Here is a 23,506-nt window from a genome sequence, read left to right on the forward strand (position 1 = left end):
CCCATGCGCCGCGCCTTGATCGTCGTAGACGTGCAGAACGACTTCTGCGAGGGGGGCAGCCTCGCGGTGGCCGGGGGTGCCGATGTGGCCGCCGCCGTCACCGAGCTGATCGGGCAGGCGGCCGGGTCCGGCTACCAGCACGTGGTGGCCACCCGCGACCACCACATCGCCCCCGGCGGCCACTTCTCCGCCAACCCCGACTACGTCCGCTCCTGGCCCGCGCACTGCGTCGCCGGCACGGAGGGCGTCGGCTTCCACCCGAACTTCGCCCCCGCCGTCGCGTCCGGCTCCGTCGACGCCGTCTTCGACAAGGGGGCGTACGCGGCGGCGTACAGCGGCTTCGAGGGCACGGACGAGAACGGCACGAAACTGGCCGACTGGCTCCGCTCCCGCGAGGTCACCGAGGTCGACGTGGTCGGCATCGCCACGGACCACTGCGTACGCGCCACGGCCCTGGACGCCGCGAAGGAGGGCTTCCGCACCCACGTCCTCCTCGACCTCACGGCCGGCGTGGCCCAGGAGACCACCGAGCGGGCCCTGGAGGAGCTGCGGGAAGCGGGCGTGGAGCTCTCGGGCAAGCCGGTCGTCCAGTGACCCGGTAGGCCCTGGGGGTCAGGTCTGGGCCGTCGGGCGTCGCAGGAGGGCTCTGATCGGGCGCCACAGCTCCAGGACGAGGTCCGGGCCGCCCACGACACCGTTGTCGGGGGCCGTGCGCCATATCAGGCCGTCGGGGTGGTGCAGGACCGCCGTGATCTCGTCCGGGGACGGCGGCGCGGCGTTGCCGCGCAGGTAGACCGAGCGCAGGCCGAGGTTGCGGAGCCTGGTCAGGGCTCGGGCGCGGTTCGCGGAATGGACGAGGACGCGGACGGCGCCGGGGCCGTCGGCGGCGGGGCTGGGCAGGTTCAGTGCCACCACCACCGTGCCGTTCGGCAGCTTGCAGAAACCTCCTGCGGCCATGTGGTCATACCCCCGTGTCGGTCGCTGTGTCGGTCGGTGTCAATAAGAGAACCACAGGACGCACCTAAACACGGATCGGCGGTGACCCGCCAGGGGGTCACCGCCGATCATGCTTTGACCTGCGAAAACGCGATTTACTTCGCCGCGGGGCCTACTTCGAGCTCGATCGTCGAGCCGTCCTTCGCCTCCTTGATGATCTTGATCTTGGTGTTGGTGTCAGTGATCTTGACGCCGCCGGTCTTGTTCGTCTCGTCGTAGTAGGTGTTCGCGCGGTCGTTGAAGACCGACACCCCCTTCGACGACGGGATGCGCGTCGCGACGTCCGCGTTGTGCAGCGTGATGCCGTCCGTGCGGTACCGGCTGAACGGCGAGTCGTAGGCCTGGATGCGGTTGCGCATCAGCGTGCCGTCGGTCCACTTCATCGCCGTCGGGTGCGAGTCGACCGGCAGCAGCAGGCCCGTGCCCGGGTGGACGCTGGTGTTGTTGTCCTGCTGGGAGGTGTCCCACTTCCAGATCAACAGACCGTTCTGGTACGGGTAGTGCTCCACCCAGTCCGGACGGGTCTTGGAGAAGCCGAAGTTGTACGGGCCGACCTTGAGGGTCTTGTCGTACGACACGTACTGGCGGTTCTCCGCGATGTAGTACTGCGCGTAGTCCTTGGTGAAGGACGCGCCCATGCGAGAGAAGCCCTTCGCCGTCCAGGCCGCGTCCGCGGACTCGGCGTCGTCGGAGAAGACGGTGGCGCCGTCGGCGGTCACGGCGATCCGGTCGGCCGTGAAGCCCTTCATCGCCAGGCCGCCGTCGGTCTGGTAGCGGAAGCGCAGGTCGATCTTCTTGCCCGCGTAGGCGTCCAGCGGGAACGCCAGCTTCTCGTAGGAGTCCGCCGTGCCGGTCAGGGCCTTGTCGCTGCCGTCCCGCGGGATCGGCTTGCCGTCCACGGTGCCGTCCAGGGCGGTCCAGTTGGCGCCGCCGTCGGTCGACACCTCGGTGTAGAGGTAGTCGTAGTTGGCCTCGATCTCGTACCAGCCGTCGAGGGTCAGCGACGCCGACGTCTTCCCGGTCAGGTCGACGGAGCGGGTCAGCGTGTTCTTCAGGTTGTCGCCGCTGCCGCTCCACCACTGGGTGGAGCCCTGGGCCGGGGTGACGAGTTCCGTGGTGACGGCCTTCTTGGGCAGCTCGACCACGAGGGCCTGCTTGTGCTTGGTGTTGTACTCGGCGAGACCCAGCTTGTGCCACGAGTTCGTCGCGGCCTTCGCGGTGTCGTACTTGAGCCAGCCCAGCTGGAGTTTGTCCCAGGCGGTCATGTCGCCGGGCAGGTCACCGATCTCGTTCTTGCCCGTGCCGAGCCAGGAGCCGGAGGACATCAGGGTCCAGAAGCCGGTGGAGTTCTCGCCGCCGCCGGTGGTGTCGTAGTGGTCCGGCAGGCCGAGGTCGTGGCCGTACTCGTGGGCGTAGACGCCGAGTCCGCCGTTCTCCGGCTGCACGGTGTAGTCGCCGACCCAGATGCCGGTGTCGCCGATCTTGGCGCCGCCGAGCTTGTTGTTCTCGGGGCCGGTGGCACCGGCGTCGGTGCCGAAGGCGTACCAGCGGTGCGCCCATATCGCGTCCTCGCCCTGGGCGCCGCCGCCCGCGGACTCGTCCTCGCCGGCGTGCACGACCTGGAAGTGGTCGATGTAGCCGTCGGCCTCGTTGAAGTCGCCGTCGCCGTCGAAGTCGTAGCGGTCCCACTGGTCGTACTGCCGGACAGCCGCCTTGATCTCGGCGTCGGTCTTCCCAGCTGCCTTCTGCTGGGCGACCCACGCGTTCAGGCCGTCGCTGACGACGTTCCACACGCTCGGGCAGTTCTTGTCACCGCAGGCGTTGTTCCCGTAACGGGCCTCGTTGTAGGGGACCTTGACCCAGTCGGAGACCTCGCCCTCGACCGAGTAACGGCCGGAGGACTGCTTCTCGTAGTACTTCTTCACCGACTCGGTGTTCTTGCCGGTGCCGAAGTAGAGGTCCTGGAAGTACTCCCGGTCGTAGTCCGCCCGCCAGGCCGTGGAGTTGTCCTTCGTGCGGTCCGGCTTGGCTATCTGGTTGTGCAGCGGGCCGGGCGTGCCGCCGAACTCGCTGATCTTGTCGCCGAACTCGACCAGGATCGTGAAGATCTTGTCGGTCTTCTCGCGGCCGAGCTCGACGTACTTGCTGTCGCCCTTCTTGCTCTTGAGCTGGACGACCTTGGAGCCGTCACGGTTCTTGACCGTGGTCTTGCCGGATATGACCTGCTTCAGGGCTTCTTCGCGCTGGGCCTCCTGGGTCTTGCTCAGCGGGCCATCGAGGTCGTGCTCGCCGTCGTGGCGATCCGCCGGGTCGTGCCGGTCCACGGTGGCGGACCGGGGAGCGGAGGTGTCGTCGGCCACCGCGTAGGCAGAGGCGGTGGCCGTGGCCGCCGCGAGCGCCACACCGATGGCGGCCGCTCTGAACGTCCAGGGTCTACTGGTCACTTGAGTTCCTCCCCGCGTTCGGGCGCGCGGAGGAAGGGGTCTGTGGTTCAGGAGTCCGCGCGCGCGTGATCAACGCGTGTAGTCAAGTGACGACATTTGACTAGAGGTTGAGAAGAAAAGACAGACCTTGACTTGGACAGGTCAAGTGCACTATGCGGAGTCGGTGTTCGTTTTACGGACAACGAAGCCGGCGCCCGGCAGGCGATGTCCGCCCTCCTGAAGGAACGTGCCGGCGCCCGGCAGGCACGTGCCACCGTCCAGTGGGCGCGTACATATGTCCACTACGTGGACGCCATGACTCCGTGCGCCCCCTGTGCTCCGGCCCTGTTGATTAGGTCACGCTTACCGTTCGTTCCACTCGGGCACGCTGCCGATGAGAAAGTCGCTTGGCGGCACGCCCGGAAGCCGGCGGAATGCCAGGCCGACACCCCCGTGGACCCCCACTTTCGAGGACATGATGGCCATGCCCCGTCCGACTGCCGCACAGCTCGCCTACGGTTCCTGCACCGTGATCTTCTCGACCCTCGCCATGCTGCTGCTGTCACAGACGAGTTCGGCCGTGGGTATCGCGATCACCGCCGTCGCGGCGCTCGCCCTCGGGCTGCTGGTCGCCATGACGGTGCCGCTGCCCGGGAAGCGCCCGGCCGCGGTGGAACAGCCCGCGCCCGAGGAACCCGTACGGGCCTCGGTGCCCGGGCCGGCCCCGGAACCGGTGCGCGAGCGGGCGGTCTACTGACCGCCGGCTGATCGTTCCTTACCGCCGGCTGATTCTTGCCTCCGGCGGCCACTTCCTTGCCTCCGACCGCTCCTTCCTTGCCTCCGGTTGATCCATCTGTGCCTCAATCGGTGCTGACCACGACCGTTTTGGCCGCCTTGTCGTGCAGGCCCTGCTTGTAGGGCCGGTCGAAGAAGCTCCAGCCGCCCGAGATCGCGGTCCAGACGCAGGCGCAGCAGAAGGCGAACGGGAGCCACAGCACCGCCGCGCGCATCAGTGCGTTCTGCCCGGAGGGCGTGGCGCCGTTGTCGAGGTTGGCCACCCGCATGTGCAGCAGCTTCTTGCCGAGGGTCTGGCCGGTCCGCGCGGTCAGAATGGTGTCGTAGGCGATGTAGAGGACGGCGGCGACGGCCGACTGCCAGAGGGACTTGCCGACCTCGACGCGGTCGCTGTCCACGTCGTACTCGTTGACGCCGAAGCCCCAGGTGAGCAGCCAGACGACGACACCCACCAGGATCATGTCGATGATGCGGGCGAGCGTGCGTTTGCCGCTGTCGGCGAGCGGGGGCATGCCGGCGAGGGGGTCGGTGGGGTAGGAGCCGCCGCCGTAGGGACCGCCGCCGGGAGGACCGCCTCCGTAGGGGCCGCCACTGGGAGGACCGTCGTAGGGGCCGCCGCTCGGACCGCCGCCTTGGCCGCCGCCCGGGTATGGCGGGGGCTGGTGGTCGTAGGGCGAGCCCGTGCCCTCGCCGGGCTGCTCGCCCGGGGGCCGCTTCCTGAACGGATCGTCTTCCGGGGGCTGCTGACCGGAGCCGGGGGGCGGTTCACTGCTCATGGCCCGAGTCGACCGCGAACCCCCCGGCTCCGCATCCGGCGGGCGGCCGTACGAGGTACGGATCCACCTGGTGCCGCAGCGGTACGCCGCCGTCCCGTTCCGGACGTACGGGGGCCGCTCAGCCCGCTACGAACGTGTGCGCGGCCTTGTCGTGCCAGCACTGGCGCCACGGCTTGTCGAAGAGGCACCAGGCGATGCCGACGATCCCGATGACGAGGAGTCCGGGCACGCTGTAGACCAGCCAGCGGCGCAGGGCCGCGCCGAACTCCGGGGCGTCGTGACCCTCGATGTCCCGCACTTCGAGACCCATCAGCTTCTTGCCGAGGGTGCGGCCCCACTTGGCGGTGGGCAGCACCTCGGAGACGACGCCGACGAGCAGCAGGACGGCCAGGACGATGCCGAGGTACGCCGAGGTGGTGCCGTCGAGCAGCCAGACCGTGACGGTCTCGCCGGAGAGCTTGGCCTCCTCGATCTTCTCGTTGACATGGTCGACCGCCTTGATGCCGAGCGGTACGGCGGCCCCGGCGGTGATGCCGGCGAGGACGAGGGTGTCCAGCAGCCGGGCGGCCAGCCGCTTGCCGAGTCCCGCGGGGCGGGCCGACGCCTGGCGCCGGGCGGCCGCCTGGAACACGTCCTCGGTCGGCGGCTTCCAGGGCGCGACGGGCTGCTCGTCACCGCCGCCCGCTCCGGCGAGCCGGTGCACCTGCTGCGCCCAGGAGGGCTGACCGCCGCCGGGGCCGGGGCTGAGGGGGGTGGCGGAGGCGGCGGGGCCGGACTGGGGCCCGCCCTGCGGGGGGACGGCGGGCGCCGACTGGGGGCCGGACAGCGCCGTCGGGGCGGCTGCGGAGGCCTGGGCGCCCGGGTCGGCCTGTGCGGCGGCGGCCCGGGCGGCGGCGGCCTTCCCCGCACCGAAGCCGGGGCGGTTCGAGGCGTCGGCGGAGGCGGCCGCGCCGCCCGGCGCGCCGAAGGCGGGTCCCGCCGGGCTGCCGACCGGGCCGGCCTGAGCTCCGAAGCCGGAAGCCGCCGAGCCCGCCGGGTTGGCCGGACCGAATCCCGAGGCACCGGAGCCGCCGCCGGAGCCCGCCGCCGCGCCCTGCGCGCCGAAACCAGACCCTGCCGAGTTGCCCCCGGATCCGCCCGGCCCGGCCTGGGCACCGAGCCCGGACGACGCCGGGCCAGTGCCCGAACCACCCGAGCCTGCCGGTCCCGCCGAGCCCGCAGAACCGAACCCCGGAGTTCCTGAGTTGGCGCCGGAGCCCCCGGCCGGCTTCGAACCGCCTCCGGACGCCGCCGTGCCCGGACGCGGCGACACCGCGCGGAACGTCATCGTGCCCTCGTCGGGGGCATCGGCAAAGGCCCCTTCCCCGGCCTTCCCCGTCGGGCGGCGGAAGACGAACGTGCTGCCGGCGGCCGCGGCGTTCGCCTCCTCTTCGGCGGGAGACGGGGGCTCCCCCTGCCGGGCGGAGTCGCCTGCCGGCTGCCGGTCGGCCTGCGGCACCCTCGGGTCGGCGCCCTGCTGAGCCGCTCCCTGCCGGGCTGCTCCCTGCGCGCCCTGCGGTGCGCCCCACGAGACACGGCGGTCCTGGTCGCCGCCGAAGCCCGACTGACGGGAGCGGTCGGCGCCCCAGGCGGTGGCGGGCTCGGGACGGCTGCCGTGCTGGGCGTCGGCAGGGGACGGCTCGTCGGCCGGATCCTCGTCGAAGAAGTGCGGTCCGGTCTCCTCGACCGAAGCCGTGCCGGAGCCCGAGCCCGAGCCGGAGCCGGAGCCCGAGCCGGCACCGGGCGGCGGCGCGAGCGTCTCCCCGTCCTTGGGCGCGGGACGGCTGGTGCCCGGTACCCAGGAGGCACCGTTCCAGTACCGGACATATCCAGGAATGGACGGGTCCGGGTAATAACCTTCGCGGGGCCTGTCGTCACCGGGGGCCGGGGTTGGGGCGCTCATCTCCGTCGTCCCGTATCTGCTCGAGGGCCAAATGGGGGCCTCCACATCTATCAGACGCGCGCAACCCCCACCGCCGCTCCCACCGGACCCGCCCCTTTCGAGCACCGATGTGCTACGGATCGCGCGGCCCGACGCCTCCCCCTGCGAAAAAACTTCCGGCGACGCGCGTAATGCCGCCGCCCCCGCGCGCTCTCTCCTGCCGACCGGCCCTCGTGGGCAGCCGTACGGAGAAGGGAACACCGCCATGCGCATCGTGGTGGAACGCGAACTGGAGCTGAAACTCGTCCTGTCGCCGGAGCGCCGGATCCCGGTGCCGACCCGGCTCGGTTATGACACCGACGATCCGTACGCCGTGCACGTCACCTTCCACATCGACTCCGCGCACCCCGTGCACTGGACGTTCGCCCGGGACCTGCTGGTGGAGGGCGTGTTCCGGCCGTGCGGGCGGGGGGACGTGCGGGTGTGGCCGACGAAGGCCGAGGGACGCAGCGTCGTGCTGGTGGCGCTGACTTCACCCGACGGGGACGCCCTGCTGGAGGTCCCCGCGGCGCAGGTGTCGGCCTGGCTGGAGCGCACGCTGCGGGTGGTCCCGCCGGGGACGGAGGGTGAGCAGCTCGGTCTCGACGACGAGCTGGCCCAGTTGCTCGCCCAGTGAGGACGCGCGACCTTCAGAACAGCTTGCCCGGGTTCAGGATGCCCAGCGGGTCGAAGGCCTGCTTGACGGCCCGCTGCATCTCCATCCCCACGGGGCCGATCTCGCGCGCCAGCCACTCCTTCTTCAGCACGCCGACGCCGTGCTCGCCGGTGATGGTGCCGCCGAGTTCCAGGCCGAGGGCCATGATTTCGTCGAAGGACTCGCGGGCGCGCCGGGACTCGTCCGGATCCGCAGCGTCGAAGCACACCGTCGGGTGGGTGTTGCCGTCCCCCGCATGGGCGACGACCCCGATGGTGAGCTGGTACTTCTCGGCGATCCGGTCGACCCCTTCGAGCAGCTCGGCGAGCCGGGAGCGGGGCACGCACACGTCGTCGATCATCGTCACGCCCTTGACGGCCTCCAGCGCGGTGAGCGACAACCGCCGCGCCTGGAGGAGCAGTTCGGACTCGGCCGCGTCGTCGGCCGGTACGACCTGGGTGGCGCCGGCGGCCTCGCACAGCGCGCCGACGGCGGCGAGGTCGGCGGCCGGGGCGGTGGTGTCGAAGGCGGCGAGCAGCAGGGACTCGGTGCTCTCCGGGAGGCCCATCTGCGCCAGGTCGTTGACGGCCTTGACCGTCGTACGGTCCATGAGTTCGAGGAGTGACGGGACGTGGCCGCCCTCCATGATGCGGCACACCGCGTCACAGGCGGCGGCCCCGGAGGCGAACTCGGCGGCCAGTACGAGCTGCTCGGGCGGCTTGGGGCGCAGGCCGAGCACGGCCCGTACGACAATGCCGAGCGAGCCCTCGGAGCCGACGAAGAGACGGGTCAGGTCGTACCCGGCGACGCCCTTGGCGGTGCGGCGGCCGGTGGACATGAGCCGCCCGTCGGCCAGCACGACGTCCAGCCCGAGGACGTACTCGGCGGTGACCCCGTACTTCACGCAGCACAGGCCGCCCGAGGCCGTGCCGATGTTGCCGCCGATGGTGCACATCTCCCAGCTGGAGGGGTCCGGCGGGTAGTACAGGCCGTGTTCGCCGACGGCCCGGGAGAGGGCGGCGTTGATGACGCCGGGCTCGACGACGGCGATGCGGTCGACCGGGTTGATCTCCAGGATCCGGTCCATCTTGGTCAGGGAGAGCACGATGCAGCCGTCGGAGGCGTTCGCGGCGCCGGACAGTCCGGTGCGGGCGCCCTGCGGGACGACCGGGACACGCAGGGCGGTGGCGGTGCGCATCACGTGCTGGACCTGCTCGGCCGTGCGGGGCAGGACGACCACGGCCGGGGTGCCGGCCGGGCAGAAGCTCGCCATGTCGTTGGCGTAGGAGGCCGTGACGTCGGGGTCGGTGAGGACCGCCTCGGCGGGCAGGCCGCTGAGCAGGAGGTCGATCAGGTTGCCGGTCGTTTCGTCGCTGGGCGCTTCGATACGGCTCATGATCACAGGTTCGCACCCGGGGCCATCGGTGTGAACCCCGTCGGCGGCACCCTTCACCTGCCCGGGTGTGGTCGTCGTACTGACGCACAGTGAGCGCCATGGAGAACCAGCAGGAGGGTCCGCGGCGGCAGCAGAGCAGCCCGAGGGGCCGCTCGCGCACCCGGCGGATGGTGCTCGCCTGCGTCGCGGCGTGTGCCGTGCTCGGCGGGGTCCTGGTGCTGCTGCCGTGGGAACGCCCCGCCGAGCCCGCTCCGCCGTCGCCGGGGGCGCTGGCCATGGCGGCGGTCACCTCCGGGGTACCGGTCGCGCTGCCCGACCTGGCGGAGCTGATCGACGAGCGGGAGAAGCGGCTGCGGACGCATCCGCGGGACGCGCGGTCCTGGGCGGTGCTCGGGGCGGCCTACGTGGAGCAGGGGCGGCGGCTGGCGGACCCGGCGTACTACCCGCGTGCCGAGAAGGCGTTGCGTACGTCGCTGAAGGTGCGGCCGCGGCGGAACACGCGGGCCCTGGCCGGAATGGCGGCGCTGGCCAACGCACGCCGGGACTTCCCCGCCGCGCGCCGCTGGGGCGAGGCGGCGCTGAAGCTGGAGCCCCGGCGGTGGACGACGTATCCGCTGCTCATCGACGCCTACACCGGGCTCGGTGAGCACGCGGCGGCCAAGCGGACGCTGGACCGGCTGACGCAGCTGCGCTCCGGTCCCGCCGTGCTGGCGCGGGCCGCGGCCGTCTACCGGGACCGGGGCTGGCGGGAGGACGCGGCGGCCTCGCTGGCGGACGCGGCGGCGGGCGCGCGGGCGCCGGCCGAGCGGGCGGTCTATCTGGAGCGGGCCGGTCAGCTGGCCTGGGAACGCGGGGACCTCCAGGAGGCGCTGCGGCACTTCCAGGAGGCGGTGCGCCTCGACCCGGACCAGCGGGCGGCCCAGGTCGGGCAGGGCAGAGCGCTGGCGGCCCTGGGCCGGACGACGGAGGCGCTGAACGCGTACCGGGTGGCTCTCACCAAGCAGCCCTGCCCCCGGTACGCCCTGGAGCTGGGCGAGTTGTACGAGTCGCTGGGGATGCCGGAGGCGGCTCGGGTGCAGTACGACCTGCTGCGCGAGCGGGTCCGGGGCGCCGCCGCGGGCGGGGCCGACGATGAGCTGGTGCTGGGCCAGTACGAGGCGGACCACGGCGATCCGCGGGAAGCGGTACGGCGGCTGCGGGCGCAGTGGCGCCGCCAGCCCGGGACCGAGGTCGCCGACGCGCTGGGCTGGGCGCTGCACCGGTCCGGCGAGTCGGAGAGGGCGCTGCGCTTCGCGGTGCGGGCGACGGAGGACCAGCACGGGGGCGGGGTGCGCAGTGCGGCGTACGCGTATCACCGCGGCATGATCGAGCGGGAACTGGAGCGCTACGGGGCCGCGCGACGGCACCTCGCGGAGGCGCTGCGGATCAACCCGCACTTCTCGCCCCTGCATGTGCCTGCGGCGCGGGCGGCGTTGGATGCGCTGGGGGAGCCGCCGGACGAGGGGGTGCCGGAGATGGGCGGGGAGTGAGGCGGGCGGGTGCCCCGTGACACCCGCACGAGCTCACAGGGGCGATCGGATCACAGGTTGCCGCGGCGGGCCTGCTCACGCTCGATCGCCTCGAACAGGGCCTTGAAGTTGCCCTTGCCGAAGCCCATCGAGCCGTGGCGCTCGATGATCTCGAAGAAGACGGTCGGGCGGTCCTGGACCGGCTTGGTGAAGATCTGGAGCAGGTAGCCGTCCTCGTCGCGGTCGGCGAGGATCTTCAGCTCGCGCAGGGTGTCGATCGGGACCCGGGTCTCGCCGACCCACTCCCCCAGCGTGTCGTAGTACGAGTCGGGCGTGTTGAGGAACTCCACGCCGGCCGCGCGCATCGTACGGACCGTCTGGACGATGTCGTTCGTGTTGAGCGCGATGTGCTGGACGCCCGCGCCGCCGTAGAACTCCAGGTACTCGTCGATCTGGGACTTCTTCTTGGCGATGGCCGGCTCGTTGATCGGGAACTTGACCTTGAGGGTGCCGTCGGCGACGACCTTCGACATCAGCGCGCTGTACTCGGTGGCGATGTCGTCGCCCACGAACTCCTTCATGTTCGTGAAGCCCATGACCTTGTTGTAGAAGCCGACCCACTCGTTCATCCGGCCGAGCTCGACGTTGCCGACGCAGTGGTCGATGGCCTGGAAGGTGCGGTGGGCGGGCGGTTCGACGATCGGCTCGGCCGCCACGAAACCGGGCAGGTACGGGCCGTCGTAGCCGGAGCGCTCGACGAGGGTGTGGCGGGTCTCGCCGTAGGTGGCGATGGCGGCCAGGACGACCGTGCCGTGCTCGTCCTTGCGCTCGTACGGCTCGGCGACCGGGCGGGCGCCGTGCTCGACGGCGTAGGCGAACGCGGCGCGCGCGTCCGGCACCTGGATGGCGAGGTCGACGACGCCGTCGCCGTGCTCGGCCACGTGCCGGGCGAGGAAGTGTCCCCAGTCGGTGGACGGCTTGACGACCGAGGTGAGGACGAAGCGGGCGGAGCCGTTCTCCAGCACGTAGCTCGCGGTCTCGCGGCTGCCGTTCTCCGGTCCGGAGTAGGCGACCAGCTTCATGCCGAAGGCGGTGGAGTAGTAGTGCGCCGCCTGCTTGGCGTTGCCCACGGCGAAGACGACCGCGTCCATTCCCTTGACCGGGAAGGGGTCGGCCTGCCGGGCGGTGTCGGGAGTGTGGTGTGTGGTCTGCGTCATAGCCGCAGGGTCTCCCCGCTCGGCAAGGTGCGCAATAGTTTGTGTTTTCACTGGGCAATCTGTTCAGCGATACGGCCGTATCAAGGGCATCTCTGTACAGGATGACCATGCCGGGAGGCTGCTGTGGCGATCGATCATCTGGACGGCCGGATCATTCTGCTGCTCGCCCGGGAGCCGCGGATCGGGGTGCTGGAGATGTCCCGGCGGCTGGGCGTGGCCCGGGGCACCGTGCAGGCGCGGCTCGACCGGCTTCAGTCGAACGGAGTCATCCGCGGATTCGGTCCGGAGGTGGATCCGGCGGCGCTCGGCTATCCGGTCACCGCCTTCGCCACGCTCCAGATCCGGCAGGGGCAAGGCGCCGACGTTCGGGCCCACTTGGCGACCGTGCCCGAGGTGCTGGAGCTGCACACCACCACCGGCAGCGGGGACATGCTGTGCCGGCTGGTGGCCCGCTCGAACGCCGATCTCCAGCGTGTGATCGACCGGGTCGTCGGTTTTGATGGCATCGTCCGGGCCTCCACGGCGATCGTCATGGAGAACCCCGTTCCGCTGCGGATCATCCCGCTGGTGGAGCAGGCCGCGGAGGAGACCTGAAGTCATGGGGTGAGCGCGTGTGAACTTCTGGGAGTATCTGGCCAACCGGCACCAGCAGCTGCTCACGGACACCTACCAGCACGCGAGCGCCGTCTTCCAGTGCATGGTCGTCGCGACCGTGCTCGGGGTCCTGATCGGCGTCGCCACCTACCGCAGCGAGTGGGCCGGGAACCTCGCGACCACGGCCACCGCCACCGTTCTGACCGTGCCGGCGCTCGCCCTGATCGGCCTGCTCATCCCGGTCGTGGGGCTGGGCGTGGCGCCGACGGTGATCGCGCTGACGCTGTACGGGCTGCTGCCGGTGGTGCGCAACGCGATCGTCGGGCTGCGCGGGGTCGACCCGTCGCTGGTGGACGCGGCCACGGGCATCGGGATGTCCCGGCCGGCCCGGCTGCTGCGGATCGAGCTGCCGCTGGCCTGGCCGCCGATCCTGACCGGGATCCGGGTCGCGACCCAGATGCTGATGGGCATCGCGGCCATCGCGGCGTACGCCTCAGGACCCGGCCTCGGCAACATCATCTTCCGCGGCCTCGCCTCGCTGGGCAGCGCCAACGCGCTCAACCAGGTCCTCGCGGGCACGCTCGGCATCATCGTCCTGGCGCTGCTGTTCGACGCCGCGTACGTCCTGATCGGGCGGCTGACCATTCCCAGGGGGATCCGTGCCTGAGAGCGGCGAGCACGGGGCCTCCATCGAGCTGCAGAACCTGACCAAGCGGTACCCCGGCGGTGCGCAGCCGGCCGTGGACGACGTGAGCATGGAGATCAAGGCGGGCGAGGTCGTCGTCCTCGTCGGCCCCTCGGGCTGCGGCAAGTCGACCACGCTCAAGATGATCAACAGGTTGATCGAGCCGACCGGCGGCCGTATCCGGATGGGCGGCGAGGACGTCACCGACATCGACCCGGTCAAGCTGCGCCGCAAGGTCGGCTACGCGATCCAGTCCGCCGGGCTCTTCCCGCACATGACGGTCGCGCAGAACATCGCGCTCGTACCGAGGATGATCGGCTGGCCGAAGGCCCGGATCAGGGCGCGGACCGAGGAACTGCTCGACCTCGTCGGCCTCGACCCCGGCGAGTTCCACGGCCGCTACCCGCGCCAGCTCTCCGGCGGCCAGCAGCAGCGCGTGGGCGTGGCGCGGGCCCTCGCCGCCGATCCCCCGGTGTTGCTGATGGACGAGCCGTTCGGGGCGGTGGACCCGATCACCCGCGACCATCTCCAGGACGAGCTGATCCGGCTCCAGCACGAGCTGCACAAGACGATCGTCTTCGTCACGCACGACTTCGACGAGGCGATCAAGATCGGCGACCGGATCGCCGTCCTGCGCGAACGGTCCCACATCGCGCAGTTCGACACCCCGGAGGCCATCCTCACCAACCCGGCGGACGACTTCGTGTCCGGGTTCGTCGGCGCCGGGGCGGCGCTGAAGCGGCTGAACCTGACACGCGTACGGGACGTGGAGATCACCGACTATCCGACGGTGACGATCGACGACCCCTTGCAGCAGATCTTCAACCGGCTGCGAAACGGCGGCACCAGCGAGGTCCTGCTGCTCGACCGGCGCGGCCGCCCCTACAAGTGGCTCAGGCGAGGCGACCTGATGCGGGCCCGGGGCTCCCTGGCCCGGGCCGGGACGCCGGTGCACGACACGGTCACCCGGGACGCGACCCTGCGGGACGCGCTGGAGGCGGTGCTCACCGACAAGGCCGGGCGGGTGGCGGTGACCGGGCGGCGCGGCGAGTACACGGGCGTCGTCGACATGGAGACGCTGTTGAACTCCGTGCACGAGATGCTGGAGGCCGACCGGCTCGACGCGCTGGAGCACCAGCACGAGCTGGAGAACCTGCGGGCGTCCCAGACGCACGCGGAGCAGGAGGGCGGCGGGGACGTCACGCGCGTGGGCGGCTTCGGAGGGACGCGGTGACCGCTCCGGGGCCGGTGCGCGCCACCCCCGGCAGGCGGCCGGAGAAGAAGCCGGGGCACCCCGGACCTCACCCGGCCCCCCGCCCCGGCGCGTCGGCTGGCAGAAGCTGACCGTCCTGCCCGCCGCCCTGGTGGCCGTACTGCTCGCCACCTGGCTCTGGTTCCAGCGGGCAGACCTGGACGCGCTGTCCCGGAACGCCCTCTCGGGCGGCCAGGTCTCGAAAGCCCTGTGGCAGCACATCCAACTGACCGCGATCTCCACGTTCTTCGTGCTGATCATCGCCATCCCCCTGGGGATCCTGCTGACCCGCGGGGCCTTCAGCAGGGCCACCCCGGCGGCGATGGCGTTCGCCAACACGGGCCAGGCGACCCCCGCGATCGGCCTGCTGGCGCTGCTCGTCATCTGGCTGGGCATCGGCCGCAGGGCCGCCCTGATCGGCATCATCGTCTACGCCGTCCTGCCCGTGCTGTCGAACACGATCACCGGCCTGAAGGCGAACGACCCGACGTTGCTGGAGGCGGCGCGGGGCATCGGCATGTCGCCGATGGGGGTCCTGACCCGGGTGGAGCTCCCCCTGGCGGTCCCGCTGATCCTGGCGGGTGTCCGCACGGCCCTCGTGCTGAACGTCGGCACGGCGACCCTGGCGGTCTTCGGCGGGGGCGGCGGACTGGGCGTGCTGATCACGACCGGGATCACCAACCAGCGGATGCCGGTGCTGGTCCTGGGCTCGGTCCTCACGGTGGCCCTGGCCCTGCTGGTGGACTGGCTGGCCTCGCTGGCGGAAGTTCTCCTGCGGCCGCGGGGGCTCCGGCCATGAGACGGCGGATGGGCCTGGTGGCGGCGGGGCTGCTGGTCGCGGGGTGCGGCCTGACCAGCGGCTCCCCCATGGCGGACGACGTGCGGCCCGGGTCGGTCGGGCGGGGCGAGCCGCTCAAGGGCGCGAGCCTGACGGTGACGTCGAAGTCGTTCACCGAGGGGCTGATCCTCGGAGCGATCATGGGCATCGCCCTGGAGGCGGCCGGGGCGCAGGTGCTCGACCGCACGGGCATCCAGGGTTCCCTCGGCAGCCGCGAGGCCGTCCGGAAGGGCGACGCAGACGCCGGGTACGAGTACACGGGCACGGCCTGGATCACGTACCTGGGGCACAGCGAGCCGATCACCGATCCGCGCGAGCAGTGGGAGGCGGTGCGGAAGGCCGACGCGGCGAACGGGCTGACCTGGTTGCGGCCGTCGTCCCTGAACAACACGTACGCGCTGGCGATGAACCAGGCGAACGCGAAGAAGTACGGCACGAAGACCCTGTCGGACGTGGCGGAGCTGGCGAAGTCCGACCCGGGGGCGGTGAAACTGTGCGTGGAGGTCGAGTTCGCCAACCGGGCGGACGGGTTGCCGGGCATGCAGCGGACGTACGGGATGAAGCTGCCGGCGCGGAACGTCACGCAGATGGACACCGGGATCATCTACACCCAGACGTCGAAAGGGAGTTGCCCGTACGGGGAGGTGTTCACCACCGACGGGCGCATCAAGTCCATGAACCTGGCGGTGATGGCGGACGACAGGAAGTTCTTCCCCCACTACAACGCCGCGCCGATGATCAACGCGAAGACCCTGAAGCGGTGGCCGGCGATCGCGGACGTCCTGGACCCGGTGACGGCGAAGCTGAACAACACGGTGGCGCGGACGCTGAACGCGAAGGTGGATGTGGAGGGGGAGGATCCGCATCAGGTGGCGCTGGAGTGGATGGTGGAGGAGGGGCTTGTCAGGGAGGAATGACAGGGAGGGGGTGACTTACAAAGAAGCCGTTGCAAAGGACTCTTTGCAACGCTACCTTTGCATGCATGCCCGAACCCGAGGACCGGCCCACCCATCTGCTCGACGCCCGCTCCCTGCGCGGCCTCGCCCATCCCCTGCGGATGCGGCTGCTGACGGCACTACGCCGGGGCGGACCCGCCACGGCATCCCAACTCGCTGAGAAACTGGGCGAGTCGAGCGGAGCGACCAGCTACCACCTGCGGCAGCTCGCGGAGCACGGCTTCGTCGAAGACGCCCACGAGCACGGCAAGGGCCGGGAACGGTGGTGGCGGGCGATCCACGGTGGCGTGCAGTTCGACGAGTCCCTGCTGCGGCACGCCGACCCGACGGTGCGCGGGGCGGCCTCCGCGTTCCTGCACGAGGTCGCGACCACACACGCCCAGGAACTCTCGGCGTTCCTCGGGACCACCCACGAGTGGTCCGAGGAGTGGTACCGCGCCTCGGACGCCAGCGACTTCACCCTGCGCCTGCCGCCCGCGCTCGCCCTGGAGCTCGTGCAGAAGATGCACGACCTCGTGGAGCACTACCGCACCCAGGTTTCCGCCGAAGCCGCCCCGGACGCCGAGCAGGTGCGCGTCCACACGCACGTCTTCCCCGTCCGCACGAACTGAAAGGCCCTGCCCGATGCAGCCCGACATCCATCTCGTCCTGCACCACGCCCGCAGCGCCGAACTTCGCGTTCTGGCCGACGAACACCGCCGGGCCGCCGCACTCACCCCGCACCGACGCGAGCTGCGCACCCGGCTCGGCTGGACACTCGTCGAACTCGGTCTCCGCCTGGCCACGACGCCCGGGCCGGCCGCCGCCCACTAACAGCTGGGCACGGACCCCTTCCCCGTCTCCAGGGCCCCCAGTGAACTCACCGTGCTCTTCAGCGTGGTCACCGGAATCAGCCGCAGGCCCTTCGGCAGCTCGGCCCGCGCGTCCGCGCACTCCGCCTTGGGGACGAGGAACACGGTCGCGCCGTCGCGCTTGGCGGCCTGGGTCTTGAGGGCGACGCCGCCCACCGCCCCGACCTTGCCGTCGGCGGCGATCGTGCCGGTGCCGGCGATGACACGGCCCCCCGTGAGATCACCACCGGTGCCGTCGCCGTCGAGCTTGTCGATGATCCCGAGGGAGAACAACAGCCCGGCACTGGGCCCGCCCACGTCCGCGAGCTTCAGGCCGACCTTGACGTCCTTGGCGTGGAGGCCGAGATGGTTCAGCGCGGCCTGCGTCGCCGCGTCCTGGGACTCCTTCATCTGCTTCTCGTTGTGCCGCTCGATCTCCTGGACGGTGTCGCCGCTCGGGTAGATCGCGTCACTCGGCATGACCGCCCGGTCCGTACGGAACCAGCTGTCGATGATGTCCGGGAGCGAGACCCGGGTGTCCGGCGAGGTCGCCACGATGGTGGTCATCCGCAGCTGGCCACGGGTGTCCCGGACCGGCGCGCCCGAGATGGTGATCACCGGGTCGCCCTTGTCCTCCCCGAGCACGTTCGTCGTCTGCCCGGGCTGCGCCACCGAGAACGGCAGTGGCGCGAACACCGCCGTGGCGAGCAGAGCCACGACGGGCAGGGCACAGACGGCGATGGCCTGGGGACGCGTGAGGCGAGAGAACACGGGTTCAATCTAACTCGGGCGTGGAATCCGGCCGGGCCCAGGTCGCCCGATATCCGGCTGGAGGGCTCCGCGCACGTCAGCGCAGCGCGTCCGCCACCTCTCGTGCCGCCTCGACGACCCTCACCCCCACCCGCTCCGGCACCACGTCCGCCAGCATCACCACGCCCACGCTGCCCTCGACACCCGTGACGCCCAGCAGCGGCGCGGCCGCACCGCACGCGCCGGCCTCCAGCTCCCCGTGGGTCAGGGTGTAGCCCGGGTCCGTCATCGGGTGCTGCCGGGCCGCGAGGATCGCCTTGCCCGCGGCGCCCCGGTCGAGGGGGTGCCGGAACCCGGCCCGGTAGGCGACGTGGTAGTCCGTCCAGGTCGGCTCCACCACGGCCACGGCGAGCGCGTCCGCCCCGTCGACCAGGGTCAGGTGCGCCGTCGCGCCGATGTCCTCGGCCAGTGACCGCAGCGCCGGCATCGCGGCCTCCCTCACCAGCGGATGGACCTGCCGCCCCAGACGCAGCACCCCCAGCCCGACCCGGGCACGTCCGCCCAAGTCACGGCGTATGAGCGCGTGCTGTTCCAGCGTGGCGAGCAACCGGTACACCACGGTCCGGTTGACGCCCAGTTTGAGGGAGAGCTCGGTCACGGTCAGCCCGTGGTCCGTGTCGGCGAGCAGCTTGAGGACACGCAGTCCCCTGTCGAGCGTCTGGGAGGTCTCCGCGGTCACGACGCCCACTCCTTAGTGGTGAGGTCGGCGGCCCCCCGTCGGCGGATGCGTCACCGAGTCCCGTCGGCAACGCGCTTCAGAGGCCGCCGATCGGCCGGCGGCCCGGCCTGTCCGGGCCGCGTCGCTTCACGGCTGCGCTCCGCGGCGGCGCTGCCACGGGGCGTATGCGTAGCCGGACAGTAGCGAAGGGGGTTCGCTGAGCGGAAGGCTCCGTCCAGAATCCGGGCACGAGTCAGGCCGACTGGCTCCCTTTGCCCACATACGTACACCCGGGGGTCACTTCATCCGCGTGGCCCACTCCTGGACCTTCGCGATCCGCTGCCGCAGCTGCCCCGCCGTGGCCTCCGCCGCCGGAGGCCCCCCGCACACACGCCGCAGCTCCGTGTGGATCACTCCGTGCGGCTTGCCGCTCTGGTGGACGTACGCGCCGACCATCGTGTTGAGCTGCCGCCGCAGCTCCATCATCTCCTTGTGCGAGACGACCGGCCGCCGCTCGGCGGGCAGTTCGAGCAGGTCGGCCTCCTCGTCCGGCTTCTTGCGGCTGTGCGCGATCTGCCGGGCCTGCCGCTTCTGGAGCAGCAGCTGGACCTGGTCGGGCTCCAGCAACCCGGGGATGCCGAGGTAGTCCTGCTCCTCCTCGCTCCCCGGGTGGGCCTGCATGCCGAACTCGGCGCCGTTGTACATGACCCGGTCGAAGACCGCGTCGGACTCCAGCGCCTCGAAGGGCAGCATCTCCTGCTCGCCGGTGTCCTCGTCCTGCTCCTTGTTCGCCTCCTCCATCTCCTTCTCGGATTCGGCGTAGGGGTCCTCCTCGCCCTCCTTCTTGGGCTTGTCGAGGACGTGGTCGCGCTCGCGCTCCATCTCGTTGGCGAACGAGAGCAGGTCGGGCACGGTCGGCAGGAACACGGAGGCCGTCTCGCCGCGCCGCCGGGACCGTACGAAACGCCCGACGGCCTGCGCGAAGAAGAGCGGCGTCGAGATGGTGGTGGCGTACACACCCACCGCGAGCCGCGGCACGTCGACGCCCTCGGACACCATCCGCACGGCGACCATCCACCGGTCGGTGTTCGCGCTGAACTCGTCGATCCGCTCGGAGGCGCCGGCGTCGTCGGACAGCACGAGGGTCGCCTTGCTGCCCGTGATCTCGCGGATCAGCTTGGCGTACGCGCGCGCCGAGTCCTGGTCGGAGGCGATGACGAGCGCGCCGGCGTCCGGGATGGCCTTGCGCACCTCGGTCAGCCGCTGGTCGGCGGCGCGCAGCACGGCCGGCATCCACTCACCGCGCGGATCGAGGGCGGTCCGCCAGGCCTGGCTGATGGCGTCCTTGGTCATGGGCTCGCCGAGCCGCGCGGCGACCTCGTCACCGGCCTTGGTGCGCCAGCGCATGTTGCCGCTGTAGGAGAGGAAGATGACGGGCCGGACGACGTTGTCGGCGAGCGCGTTGCCGTACCCGTAGGTGTAGTCGGCGGCGGACCGCCGGATTCCGTCCTGCCCCTCCTCGTACGTCACGAAGGGGATGGGGTTGGTGTCGGACCGGAAGGGTGTACCGGTGAGGGCGAGTCGGCGGGTGGCGGGCTCGAAGGCCTCCAGACAGGCCTCACCCCAGGACTTGCTGTCACCGGCGTGATGGATCTCGTCGAGGATGACCAGGGTCTTGCGCTGCTCGACGCGGTTGCGGTGGAGCATCGGCCGCACACCGACACCCGCGTACGTCACGGCGACCCCGTGGTACTCCCGGCCGAGCGGCCCGGCGCTGTACTCCGGGTCGAGCTTGATGCCTATCCGGGCCGCGGCCTCGGCCCACTGCTTCTTCAGATGCTCGGTCGGGGCCACGACGGTGACCTGCTGCACGACGTGGTGGTGCAGCAGCCAGGACGCCAGTGTCAGCGCGAAGGTCGTCTTGCCGGCGCCGGGGGTGGCGACCGCCAGGAAGTCCCGCGGCTGCTCCTGGATGTACTTCTCCATCGCGCCCTGCTGCCAGGCGCGCAGCTTGCTGGCGGTACCCCAGGGGGCCCGGCCGGGGAACGCCGGGGACAGGTGGTGCGAGGCAGAGCTTGTGCCGGCGGTGGTAGTCACGGTCTCCGTTGGGGGTCGGGCGGCTCGTTCGAGGGAGCCTGACGGCTCGGCTACGTATGACAACCGGGCCACCCTACCGGCGGCCCACCACTGCCCATGCGCGGACAAGGCCGGGTCATGCCAGGGTGGGATCCACGTCACAGCCGGGAAGCGGTCCTCACCGCTCCCGCAACCGGGTCGTCACCCAGGCCCCCGCCAGCGCCACCACCGCCATCGGCAGGAACACCGCGGCGAACGCGGCCGGATGGGAGCCGGTGGTGGCGGTGGTGGTGTGGGTGACCGTGCCGCCGCCGAGGGCGGCGAAGGCGGCGCCGCCGGCGGAGAGCAGGACGACGTTGGAGAGGCCGTCGGAGATCTGGAGGGCGGCGGAGTTGGTGCCGGCCTCCTCGGGGGCGGAGAGCTTGAGCAGGAGCACGCTCGTGGAGGAGATGACGAGGCCCATGCCGAAGCAGCCGAAGGCCCAGGCGACGGCAAGGGTCCAGACGGGCACGGAGTCGATCAGCACACTCGGTGCGGTGGCGATGGCCGCCGCCACCAGCAGCATGCCGAGAGTCGTCAGCCGCTCCCGGTACGGCTCGAACCGCGGCCGCGACTGCACCCACGAGCCCAGCGCCCACGTCCCGCCGCCCGCGGCGAGCGAGAACCCGGCCAGCGTCGGACTGAGTCCGCGCTGGGTCACCAGCATCAGCGGCACGAAGGATTCCGCGGCGATGAAGGACCCCGCGGCGACGCCGCGCAGCAGCACGACGGAGGGCAGCCCGCGAGCGGCCCGGTAGGTGCCGCGCGGGAGCAGCCCGAGCACGGCGGGCACCAACAGGGCCACTCCGACCGCGCCCGGCAGGAGCGAGAGCGGGCGCAAGTCCTGGGCGGCGTACTGGAGGAGGCCGGCCCCGAGGGAGATGGCCAGGGCCAGGCGGATGCGTCGCCGGTTGAGGGAGCGCGGCCGGCCGGGAGGGGCGGGCTCCGACACCGGCTCGGCCTCCGGCACCGGTCCGGCCTCCGGCACCGGTCCGGCCTCCGGCACCGGTCCGGCCTCCGGCACCGGTCCGGACGCCCGGCGGCGTATCTGCGGCAGTGCGAGCGCGAGCGGAAAGACGACGAGCACGGGTATCCCGACGAACACCCACCGCCACCCGAGCTGCTCGGTCACCGTACCGGCGGCGAGCGGGCCGACGATCGACGGCAGGATCCAGCTCGCGGCGAACGCGGCCATGATGGCCGGCCGCAGCCGCTCCGGATACGCCCGCCCGACAACGACGTACAGAGCGACGATCACCAGACCGCCGCCGAGCCCCTGCACGGCCCGCCCCAGGATGAACACCCACATCGCCCCGGCGGTCCCCGACAGCACCAGCCCGGCCCCGAAGGAGGCGATGCCCGTCGTCAACGGCCCGAGGGGCCCGCGCCGGTCCGACCACTGCCCGGAGAGCACCATCCCGAACAGGCTGGTGGTGAAGTACCCGGAGAACGCGAACGCGTACAGCGACACCCCGTCCAACTCCCGCGCGGCGACGGGCATCGCCGTGCCGACCGCCGTCGCCTCGAAGGCGATGAGCAGCACGACGGAGACGATCCCGAAGCTCAGCGCCCGATACGCCCGCCCCCACACGGTGTCGTCCACCGCGGGGACGGCGGGCAGGTCATCGGCATCCACGACATCTGCGTCACGCGGCTGCGGGGTGGTCATGACCGCCAGAGTAAGGGCCACAGAGCACTTTGACCCCTGTCGCGAGACGGTCCCTGCCTTGGACCTTGGTCCTACGCCCTTGTCGCGCAGCAGTCCTCGTACGGCACCCCGCCCCTACAGCACCCCGCCCGCCTCGTCCTGGAAGGCGTCCGTCCAGTAGTGACGGCCGGAGCTGCTCGCCGTGACGCCCGTCGGGTCGACCGCCGACAGGACCTGGAGCATCGTCATGGCCAGCTGGTCGTAGGTGTCGGTCGTCAGCTCGTGGTCCGACTGGGCGTCGATCGCCCGCTCGCGGTGCAGCAACCAGAGGGTGAACGCCAGGGTCGACACGTCCGTGTTGAGCGGGTACAGCGTCGCCTCGGGCTCGCACCAGTTCAGGACCGCGCCCGTCGCGCCGTCGACGACCAGGCTGTTGTCCTCGACGAGGTGGCCGAGGCGTATCAGGCGGTGGGCGCTGGAGGGGAGCTCCGTCGGGCCGTCCGTGTCGGCGTGGTACTCCGCCAGCGTCGCCAGGGGGACGTCCGTGTCCAGGGAGAAGACGTGGGCGTCCTCAGGCAGGCCCACCTCGCGCAGGAAGCGGCGGGTCGGCTCGTGCGTGAGGGTCGCGGGGAAGTCGACGTCCTCGAAGCGGGCCACCTTGCCGGGGCCGAACTCCTGGTCCAGGAGGCGGTGCGGGAGATCCAGGGACAGGCCGGATGCGCCGGACCGGCCCGCGACCAGGGAGAGCGGGCGGATCAGTGCCGCCATCTTCCAGAACGGGGCCGGCTCGCCGTCCGTCCCGTCCCGGAACACGGCCAGCAGGTGCTGGGAGGCCTCCGCCACCGCCTTCGGGCCGAAGCGCCCCGCGTAGGAGACGAACTGGCCGCGCAGGCCCGCCAGTTCGTCCGTGGCCTCGGCGAAGCGCACCAGCGTGCGCAGCGAGGGCGCCAAGGGGCGGCGGTCCATCAGGTCGGGGCGGTCGGGCAGGAAGTACGTCGTCGAGATCTCGCCCGTCGCGCCGTCCAGCAGGACCGACTCCGTCTCCAGGCCTCCGGGGCCGAGCAGTCCGCCTATCACGAGCTGCTCGCGCAGCTCCGCCGACAGCCTGTCCTCCGCATCGCCCGTCGAGTCCGCCACCGTGCGCAGGCCCTCCCGGCCCAGCTCGGCGAAGCTCAGCACGCCGCTGTCGGACGGCAGTCCGGGCCCGGTCAGCCAGTGCCGCGTCGACACGTGCGTGACCCACGGGTCCAGCTCGGACTCGGTCAGGGTGATCACCGCGGAACCGGCGTCGGTCGTACTCATGGGCTCCCCCGCATGTGCTTGCTCACCGTCCCCAGGCGGAGCACGGCAGACCGCCCGGCCAGGCCCGGCAGCCGTCCCCCACTGCCCAGAAC

The 23,506-nt window shown here is 71.4% G+C and carries 21 protein-coding genes and 1 pseudogene; 11 read left to right on the forward strand and 11 right to left on the reverse strand.

Features of this window, described 5'->3' with window-relative positions; genetic code table 11:
* Positions 1 to 3 precede the first annotated feature (3 nt).
* Positions 4 to 594 carry an isochorismatase family protein gene (locus V8690_RS15860; RefSeq protein ID WP_338779424.1) on the forward strand — a complete coding sequence of 197 codons (591 nt, stop codon included), beginning with the start codon at positions 4 to 6 and terminating at the stop codon, positions 592 to 594.
* Between the two features lie 18 nt (positions 595 to 612).
* Here V8690_RS15860 and V8690_RS15865 read toward each other — a convergent pair whose 3' ends face one another.
* Positions 613 to 957 (reverse strand): hypothetical protein, encoded by a 345-nt coding sequence (locus V8690_RS15865; RefSeq protein WP_338779426.1) that lies wholly within the window; start codon positions 955 to 957, stop codon positions 613 to 615.
* A 134-nt stretch (positions 958 to 1,091) separates the two neighbouring features.
* Positions 1,092 to 3,440, reverse strand: coding sequence for an immune inhibitor A domain-containing protein (locus V8690_RS15870; RefSeq protein ID WP_338779428.1), 2,349 nt, complete (start codon positions 3,438 to 3,440; stop codon positions 1,092 to 1,094).
* A 457-nt stretch (positions 3,441 to 3,897) separates the two neighbouring features.
* On the opposite strand from V8690_RS15870, the gene V8690_RS15875 reads away from it, so the two are divergent.
* Entirely contained in the window at positions 3,898 to 4,176 is a 279-nt protein-coding gene (locus V8690_RS15875) for a hypothetical protein (protein ID WP_338785369.1), read from the forward strand.
* A 103-nt stretch (positions 4,177 to 4,279) separates the two neighbouring features.
* On the opposite strand, the gene V8690_RS15880 is transcribed toward V8690_RS15875, so the two are convergent.
* Both V8690_RS15880 and V8690_RS15885 read right to left on the reverse strand, forming a co-directional pair.
* Complete coding sequence (locus V8690_RS15880; protein WP_338779430.1) at positions 4,280 to 4,990, reverse strand: RDD family protein; 711 nt, start codon at positions 4,988 to 4,990, stop codon at positions 4,280 to 4,282.
* A 118-nt stretch (positions 4,991 to 5,108) separates the two neighbouring features.
* Complete coding sequence (locus tag V8690_RS15885) at positions 5,109 to 6,932, reverse strand: RDD family protein (RefSeq protein WP_338779432.1); 1,824 nt, start codon at positions 6,930 to 6,932, stop codon at positions 5,109 to 5,111.
* Between the two features lie 244 nt (positions 6,933 to 7,176).
* Between V8690_RS15885 and V8690_RS15890 the strand changes: the two genes are divergently transcribed.
* Positions 7,177 to 7,587 (forward strand): SsgA family sporulation/cell division regulator, encoded by a 411-nt coding sequence (locus V8690_RS15890; RefSeq protein WP_338779433.1) that lies wholly within the window; start codon positions 7,177 to 7,179, stop codon positions 7,585 to 7,587.
* A 13-nt stretch (positions 7,588 to 7,600) separates the two neighbouring features.
* On the opposite strand, the gene V8690_RS15895 is transcribed toward V8690_RS15890, so the two are convergent.
* Positions 7,601 to 9,007 (reverse strand): FAD-linked oxidase C-terminal domain-containing protein, encoded by a 1,407-nt coding sequence (locus V8690_RS15895; RefSeq protein ID WP_338779434.1) that lies wholly within the window; start codon positions 9,005 to 9,007, stop codon positions 7,601 to 7,603.
* 92 nt (positions 9,008 to 9,099) lie between these two features.
* On the opposite strand from V8690_RS15895, the gene V8690_RS15900 reads away from it, so the two are divergent.
* Positions 9,100 to 10,530 (forward strand): tetratricopeptide repeat protein, encoded by a 1,431-nt coding sequence (locus tag V8690_RS15900; RefSeq protein WP_338779435.1) that lies wholly within the window; start codon positions 9,100 to 9,102, stop codon positions 10,528 to 10,530.
* Between the two features lie 50 nt (positions 10,531 to 10,580).
* Here the strand turns inward: V8690_RS15900 and hppD are convergent, their stop codons facing one another.
* Entirely contained in the window at positions 10,581 to 11,726 is a 1,146-nt protein-coding gene (gene hppD, locus V8690_RS15905; RefSeq protein WP_338779436.1) for a 4-hydroxyphenylpyruvate dioxygenase, read from the reverse strand.
* A 123-nt stretch (positions 11,727 to 11,849) separates the two neighbouring features.
* Between hppD and V8690_RS15910 the strand changes: the two genes are divergently transcribed.
* The 7 genes and pseudogenes from V8690_RS15910 to V8690_RS15940 all read left to right on the forward strand — a co-directional run bounded on the left by V8690_RS15910 (position 11,850) and on the right by V8690_RS15940 (position 16,864).
* Complete coding sequence (locus tag V8690_RS15910; protein ID WP_020277695.1) at positions 11,850 to 12,320, forward strand: Lrp/AsnC family transcriptional regulator; 471 nt, start codon at positions 11,850 to 11,852, stop codon at positions 12,318 to 12,320.
* A 19-nt stretch (positions 12,321 to 12,339) separates the two neighbouring features.
* Entirely contained in the window at positions 12,340 to 12,987 is a 648-nt protein-coding gene (locus tag V8690_RS15915) for an ABC transporter permease (RefSeq protein ID WP_338779443.1), read from the forward strand.
* Positions 12,980 to 14,239 carry a betaine/proline/choline family ABC transporter ATP-binding protein gene (locus V8690_RS15920; RefSeq protein WP_338779445.1) on the forward strand — a complete coding sequence of 420 codons (1,260 nt, stop codon included), beginning with the start codon at positions 12,980 to 12,982 and terminating at the stop codon, positions 14,237 to 14,239. The genes V8690_RS15915 and V8690_RS15920 overlap by 8 nt, the downstream gene beginning before the upstream one ends.
* 79 nt (positions 14,240 to 14,318) lie before the next feature.
* Positions 14,319 to 15,056, forward strand: a pseudogene (locus tag V8690_RS15925) (ABC transporter permease); the annotation flags it as partial.
* Positions 15,053 to 16,012 (forward strand): glycine betaine ABC transporter substrate-binding protein, encoded by a 960-nt coding sequence (locus V8690_RS15930; RefSeq protein WP_338779447.1) that lies wholly within the window; start codon positions 15,053 to 15,055, stop codon positions 16,010 to 16,012. The pseudogene V8690_RS15925 and the gene V8690_RS15930, both read left to right, overlap by 4 nt.
* A 65-nt stretch (positions 16,013 to 16,077) precedes the next feature.
* Entirely contained in the window at positions 16,078 to 16,662 is a 585-nt protein-coding gene (locus tag V8690_RS15935) for a helix-turn-helix domain-containing protein (protein ID WP_338779449.1), read from the forward strand.
* A 13-nt stretch (positions 16,663 to 16,675) separates the two neighbouring features.
* Positions 16,676 to 16,864: a hypothetical protein gene (locus tag V8690_RS15940; protein WP_338779450.1), complete on the forward strand. Its 189-nt coding sequence runs from the start codon at positions 16,676 to 16,678 to the stop codon at positions 16,862 to 16,864.
* On the opposite strand, the gene V8690_RS15945 is transcribed toward V8690_RS15940, so the two are convergent.
* The 5 genes from V8690_RS15945 to V8690_RS15965 all read right to left on the reverse strand — a co-directional run bounded on the left by V8690_RS15945 (position 16,861) and on the right by V8690_RS15965 (position 23,414).
* Positions 16,861 to 17,652: a S16 family serine protease gene (locus tag V8690_RS15945; protein ID WP_338779451.1), complete on the reverse strand. Its 792-nt coding sequence runs from the start codon at positions 17,650 to 17,652 to the stop codon at positions 16,861 to 16,863. The two genes, V8690_RS15940 and V8690_RS15945, sit on opposite strands and share 4 nt — an antisense overlap.
* Positions 17,653 to 17,728: 76 nt before the next feature.
* A complete protein-coding gene (locus V8690_RS15950; RefSeq protein ID WP_086842338.1) occupies positions 17,729 to 18,370 on the reverse strand; it encodes a helix-turn-helix domain-containing protein in 642 nt (213 codons plus the stop codon).
* Positions 18,371 to 18,646: 276 nt separating this feature from the next.
* Positions 18,647 to 20,446, reverse strand: a complete 1,800-nt coding sequence (locus tag V8690_RS15955; protein WP_338779453.1) for a DEAD/DEAH box helicase — start codon at positions 20,444 to 20,446, stop codon at positions 18,647 to 18,649.
* Between the two features lie 157 nt (positions 20,447 to 20,603).
* A complete protein-coding gene (locus tag V8690_RS15960; protein WP_338779455.1) occupies positions 20,604 to 22,133 on the reverse strand; it encodes an MFS transporter in 1,530 nt (509 codons plus the stop codon).
* A 114-nt stretch (positions 22,134 to 22,247) separates the two neighbouring features.
* Positions 22,248 to 23,414, reverse strand: coding sequence for an SUKH-4 family immunity protein (locus V8690_RS15965; protein ID WP_338779456.1), 1,167 nt, complete (start codon positions 23,412 to 23,414; stop codon positions 22,248 to 22,250).
* Positions 23,415 to 23,506: the final 92 nt, after the last annotated feature.

The sequence above is a fragment of the Streptomyces sp. DG1A-41 genome, assembly GCF_037055355.1.
In the GTDB taxonomy this organism is placed as follows: Bacteria; Actinomycetota; Actinomycetes; order Streptomycetales; family Streptomycetaceae; genus Streptomyces.

Bases quoted from the DNA above. Each gene is read 5' to 3' on its own strand.
- hppD (WP_338779436.1), bottom strand. From the start codon at position 11,726: ATGACGCAGACCACACACCACACTCCCGACACCGCCCGGCAGGCCGAC.
- V8690_RS15890 (WP_338779433.1), top strand. From the start codon at position 7,177: ATGCGCATCGTGGTGGAACGCGAACTGGAGCTGAAACTCGTCCTGTCG.
- V8690_RS15875 (WP_338785369.1), top strand. From the start codon at position 3,898: ATGGCCATGCCCCGTCCGACTGCCGCACAGCTCGCCTACGGTTCCTGC.
- V8690_RS15900 (WP_338779435.1), top strand. From the start codon at position 9,100: ATGGAGAACCAGCAGGAGGGTCCGCGGCGGCAGCAGAGCAGCCCGAGG.
- V8690_RS15885 (WP_338779432.1), bottom strand. From the start codon at position 6,932: ATGAGCGCCCCAACCCCGGCCCCCGGTGACGACAGGCCCCGCGAAGGT.
- V8690_RS15880 (WP_338779430.1), bottom strand. From the start codon at position 4,990: ATGAGCAGTGAACCGCCCCCCGGCTCCGGTCAGCAGCCCCCGGAAGAC.
- V8690_RS15940 (WP_338779450.1), top strand. From the start codon at position 16,676: ATGCAGCCCGACATCCATCTCGTCCTGCACCACGCCCGCAGCGCCGAA.
- V8690_RS15930 (WP_338779447.1), top strand. From the start codon at position 15,053: ATGAGACGGCGGATGGGCCTGGTGGCGGCGGGGCTGCTGGTCGCGGGG.
- V8690_RS15960 (WP_338779455.1), bottom strand. From the start codon at position 22,133: ATGACCACCCCGCAGCCGCGTGACGCAGATGTCGTGGATGCCGATGAC.
- V8690_RS15935 (WP_338779449.1), top strand. From the start codon at position 16,078: ATGCCCGAACCCGAGGACCGGCCCACCCATCTGCTCGACGCCCGCTCC.
- V8690_RS15860 (WP_338779424.1), top strand. From the start codon at position 4: ATGCGCCGCGCCTTGATCGTCGTAGACGTGCAGAACGACTTCTGCGAG.
- V8690_RS15965 (WP_338779456.1), bottom strand. From the start codon at position 23,414: ATGAGTACGACCGACGCCGGTTCCGCGGTGATCACCCTGACCGAGTCC.
- V8690_RS15865 (WP_338779426.1), bottom strand. From the start codon at position 957: ATGGCCGCAGGAGGTTTCTGCAAGCTGCCGAACGGCACGGTGGTGGTG.